At 40.4% G+C, this 4269-nt stretch carries 6 protein-coding genes; all 6 read left to right on the top strand.

The features are described 5' to 3' along the window. Positions 1-34: 34 nt before the first annotated feature. Positions 35-709: a hypothetical protein gene (locus AB8M93_RS18360; RefSeq protein WP_373060381.1), complete on the top strand. Its 675-nt coding sequence runs from the start codon at positions 35-37 to the stop codon at positions 707-709. Positions 710-834: 125 nt separating this feature from the next. Next, positions 835-1125: a helix-turn-helix transcriptional regulator gene (locus AB8M93_RS18355; RefSeq protein ID WP_373060379.1), complete on the top strand. Its 291-nt coding sequence runs from the start codon at positions 835-837 to the stop codon at positions 1123-1125. A gap of 33 nt (positions 1126-1158) precedes the next feature. Continuing rightward, positions 1159-2382, top strand: coding sequence for a primase-helicase family protein (locus AB8M93_RS18350; protein WP_373060377.1), 1224 nt, complete (start codon positions 1159-1161; stop codon positions 2380-2382). A 484-nt stretch (positions 2383-2866) separates the two neighbouring features. Further along, positions 2867-3523, top strand: coding sequence for a DUF8464 domain-containing protein (locus tag AB8M93_RS18345; RefSeq protein ID WP_373060375.1), 657 nt, complete (start codon positions 2867-2869; stop codon positions 3521-3523). A 112-nt stretch (positions 3524-3635) separates the two neighbouring features. After that, complete coding sequence (mbpA, locus tag AB8M93_RS18340) at positions 3636-3932, top strand: mobilization protein MbpA (protein WP_373060373.1); 297 nt, start codon at positions 3636-3638, stop codon at positions 3930-3932. Then, positions 3929-4269 (top strand): relaxase/mobilization nuclease domain-containing protein (locus AB8M93_RS18335; protein WP_373060371.1); only part of this gene is annotated, 341 nt, incomplete at its 3' end. The genes mbpA and AB8M93_RS18335, both read left to right, overlap by 4 nt.

Raw genomic sequence — 4269 nt, 5'->3', positions numbered from 1 at the left:
TTTTGGCTATATTTATTAGAATGAACCTATTGCCATGGAAAAGTTTATTCTTAATGCCGGAAAGGTCCTGGCCAGATGGCGGTCAGGAATAAATTATTTCATGGAGGAGAAAGTGCAGCAAAGTTCCACCAATCTTATTCTTTTCCTGCTATCAACTTACGCGCTATGTATCCTAAGCTTCAGCCTTTTCTTCGGACTTCAGGCTATTATTGATAATTACCTCACTTTCCTGATCCTTCTTATCATAATGCTTTTGATCCTTGTGTGGGTAGCCGTGTTTTATGAATCGGAAAAACATTTGGAAACCGGCCGCCATGAGTTCCAGATGGTTCCTCTTAAGAAGTTCCAGGTAAGGTTTGAATTGCTGCATCTTGATAAGGAGTCAAGAGAGCAATTCATTCGGCTCTTGAAAGGACTGCGGGTAAGGAAAAAGATCAATTTCACCATGGGCAACAAAAGCGGGGACTCGGCCAATCATCGTATCCTTTTTGTATTGTTTGATGAACTGGTGGTTGGAGGAATTCAGGAGCTTACCGGGGAGCGCAAGCGTAGCTTTTTCAATCTACTCAAAGAATCTTTTTTAATGAACAATGAGCCGCTAAAAGAAAACACCTTAAAGACCAGTTTTTCCACCTGGAAAAATGACCAGGAAAAAATTAATTCCCGCAATCAGCGAAAATTCATCCGGCAGCTACTTGGCAAAGAATAATTATAGCATAATTTCCTTCTTATTTCAGTTATCCTATTGTTTTACAGGCATTTGCTTTCATAAGTTTGTCCTGCGCAAAAATGTAAAAGGCCTTTTACTCATTTTTAATTCTAATCCTAATCGTTATGAATGAGCAAAAAGAAGTGGTGGGTTTACTTGAAGACATCAAGCACTTACTCTCCCACACTAAAAAAGTAATGAACGTGGAAGACCTGGCCCAATATACCGGGCTTTCCAAAAGCAAGATATATAAGCTTACGCATCTGCGGCTTATCCCTATGGGGAACAATCCAAATATCCGTCAGAAGTTTTTTGACAAGGATAAGATAGATGCCTGGCTGCTGGGTGAACCTGAGCTTTCTGATGAATTCCTTGAACAGCAGTTCAACCAGAAGCTGCTAAAAAACCGGAAGTAGGTTTAGTATAAACTAATTTCAAAATTTTTGAAGATGAAAAAGTTATCCTATATCCGGGTGGGTACCTGCTATTATAAGATTGTGCAGATGCCCACCATCACCGGGAGTTTTAATGAAACCCTGGTTCCATGGAATATCGAGACCCTACGCAATGATCACGGCAAAGCATTTATAGGCACCATTAAAAAGTATGATGGCTTTACCTGTCTTCCCGGCCATAAAGATTTTAAGCAGGAATGCCATGGGTTCTATAATACCTATTCTCCCTTGCCATATTTCCCGCAGGAAGGTAAAGTTGAAATCTCCCTGCGCTTTATGAACCATATCTTTGGGAGCCAGGTGGAGCTGGGATTGGACTACCTGCAACTGTTATATTTAAAACCGCTGCAGATGTTACCTATTCTGTGCTTGGTTTCTAAAGAAAGGGTTACCGGTAAGACCACTTTCCTTAAATGGTTAAAGGCCATTTTTGATAATAACCTGACTTACCTCACCAATGATAACTTCAGCAGCCAGTTTAATGCTGACTGGGCTAACAAACTTCTTATTTGCATTGATGAAGTGCTTTTCAATAAAGAAGAGCTTACCGAACGCATCAAATACCTAAGCACCACCGATTTTAACAAGCTCGAAGCCAAAGGCAAGGACAAGAGGGAGGTGGAATTCTTTAGCAAGTTTATCCTCTGCAGCAACAATGAAGACAACTTCATTAAAATCGATCATGAGGAAACGCGTTTTTGGGTGTTGAAGATTCTTACCCTGGAAAAAGAAGAAACACATTTTCTAGAAGATCTGAAAGCAGAGATTCCGGCTTTTCTGTACTACTTGGATCACCGGACCTTAACTACCAGGAACAGCACCCGGATGTGGTTTACCCCGGAAGAAGTACGTACTGATGCGTTAGCAAATTTGATGCAAAATAACCGAAACCGGGTGGAAAAGGAACTGGCCAGTATCCTCTTAAGCCTTATGGAAACTTATGAAGTGGAAGAAGTAGCTGTTTGCCCTATGGATGCGTTACAGGTTCTAAACCGCACCCGGATTAAAACCGATCTAACGCAATTGCGACAGATTTTAAAAAAGGACTGGAAGCTGAAAAACCAGGACAATTCTCTCAGCTATCAGAAAATGATCATGTGGCTGGAGGGTGGTCTCGGACTAACGCCGGCGAAGGGACGCTACTATACGGTTACAAAATCATTTTTACTGCATCGCTTTGGGGAAGAACAGAAATTTGGTGAATTGATGCAAAAATGATACGGCTGCCAAGGCTTTGTTTTTAAAGGTTTCCCCAGCAGAAAGTCATCATTCCAGGTCATCCCGGAAGGATCATATTAGCAAACATCTCTAAGTATTTCTTTTTTTTTGATGAATGATGAGAAAATATAAATAAGCCCAGTGATAGCAGGAGTTTTCCCCCTCATCGTTTTCCTCATCGTTTTTTCATCAAAGGATAATGATGAAGTGGGAATGACAAGATTTAGTAGTTCTAAATAATGAAAAGCAACATGGAAAGAATGAATAATATAGCTAAGAGCTGTGAAAGCGCCCGTAATGTTTGCATCGTAAAAACGCTTGCAAAATTAGGGCACTTTCCCAGCAGAACATCGGAAAAAGAAGCTTGGTTTCTGAGTCCCCTTCGGTCAGAAACCCAAGCCTCTTTCAACGTCTCTTTAGTGAAGAATTTATGGTATGACTTCGGATTGGAAAAGGAGGTTCCATTATCGATCTGATCATGGAAATGAAATTCTGTTCTGTAAAGGAAGCATTGGAATTTCTAGAGGAGGAAACTATTATTCCTTTTTTTGATGTGCCTATACTACAATTGCCTTCGGAAAATAAAATTGAAATCATAGCTATAGAACCTTTAAAACATTTAGCCTTAAAAGGCTATTTACGCTGCAGGAACATTCCTCTTGAAATTGCCCGGAGGTACTGTAAAGAAATTTGGTACAGGATGAACAACAGGGAGTATTTTGCAATAGGCTTAGAAAATTGCCTGGGAGGATGTGAACTTCGGAATAAATATCATAAAAATTCTTCCTCTCCAAAATCGTATAGTTTTATTGACCGTTCATCGGATCTACTGCTCGTAACAGAAGGCATGTTTGATTTTCTATCCCTGGCAGTTTTGAATGAAGAAATGGTGACTGCATCAGATGTTATAATTCTTAATTCCCTTTCCTTTCTCAAAGACTTGAAAAACAGAATTCCGGAATACCGGGAAGTAATGCTCTTTTTTGATAATGACCCTGCAGGAGAAAAAGCTACTAAAGAGGTATTAGGACTTTATGATAATGTTACTGATTGCAGTAACTCATATAAGAAGTATAAAGACCTGAATGTAAAATTGAATGCTATTCGAAGGAATGTTATCGTTCAACGAACATTTAAATAAGGGGTAGCCAAACGATGGATTTATTATGAGTTGGAAAGCAAAGCAAGATGTGTCATTGTCATGACAAATCTTGCTTTGCGCCCGGAGGTTGCAAAGATTTTTAAAAGAAAAAATGAAAAGGGAATACATCCAGATCCGCTGCTCAATGTACGAGAAGAAGCTGCTTAAAAGAAGAGCGGCCAGGGCAGGAATTTCCCTTTCAGAATATCTTCGGGCTACTGCTTTTGAAAGAAACATTGTTGAGCGTATTACTGCGGAGCAACTGGAAGCTTACCAGATGCTGGTACAGTACAAAAACAACTTTGCCCGCATCAGCAATATGTTTAAAAAACGGGACCCGAAACTGGCTGTGGCGGTAAGTCAGCTTGCCGAAGAGATCAGGAACCACCTTAAAAACTTTAAAAAATGATCGGGAAAGGACATGCCATTTCCAGGACAGGCGCTTCTTTAGCTTATGGCTGGAACCAGGAGAAAGAGGCTGAAGTGATGCTAAAAGAACATTTAGCCGGGGACAATCCTGCAGAAATCACCGAAGAATTTAAGATCATCCAGCCTCAAAACCAGCGGTGCACCAATAACACCCTGAGTTTTATAGTCAGTCCTACCATAGAAGATGGGAAGAACATGAGCTCCAAAGACCTTGGAGAAATTGCCAAAGAATTTTTGCAGCAGATGAAGCTTCAAAACCACCAGGCCATTGGCTTTGTCCACCGTGACAAAGCACATACCCATATTCATATCTATGC

The organism is Autumnicola aciditolerans (genome assembly GCF_041679265.1).
Classification (GTDB): domain Bacteria; phylum Bacteroidota; class Bacteroidia; order Flavobacteriales; family Flavobacteriaceae; genus Autumnicola.
The sequence above is the reverse complement of the archived record's forward strand: the minus strand, read 5'-3'. Positions and strand labels throughout refer to the sequence as shown.

What these genes read in the sequence shown, in the direction of transcription:
- AB8M93_RS18355 (WP_373060379.1), top strand. Translation starts at nt 835, where the DNA reads ATGAATGAGCAAAAAGAAGTGGTGGGTTTACTTGAAGACATCAAGCAC.
- AB8M93_RS18350 (WP_373060377.1), top strand. Translation starts at nt 1,159, where the DNA reads ATGAAAAAGTTATCCTATATCCGGGTGGGTACCTGCTATTATAAGATT.
- AB8M93_RS18360 (WP_373060381.1), top strand. Translation starts at nt 35, where the DNA reads ATGGAAAAGTTTATTCTTAATGCCGGAAAGGTCCTGGCCAGATGGCGG.
- AB8M93_RS18345 (WP_373060375.1), top strand. Translation starts at nt 2,867, where the DNA reads ATGAAATTCTGTTCTGTAAAGGAAGCATTGGAATTTCTAGAGGAGGAA.
- mbpA (WP_373060373.1), top strand. Translation starts at nt 3,636, where the DNA reads ATGAAAAGGGAATACATCCAGATCCGCTGCTCAATGTACGAGAAGAAG.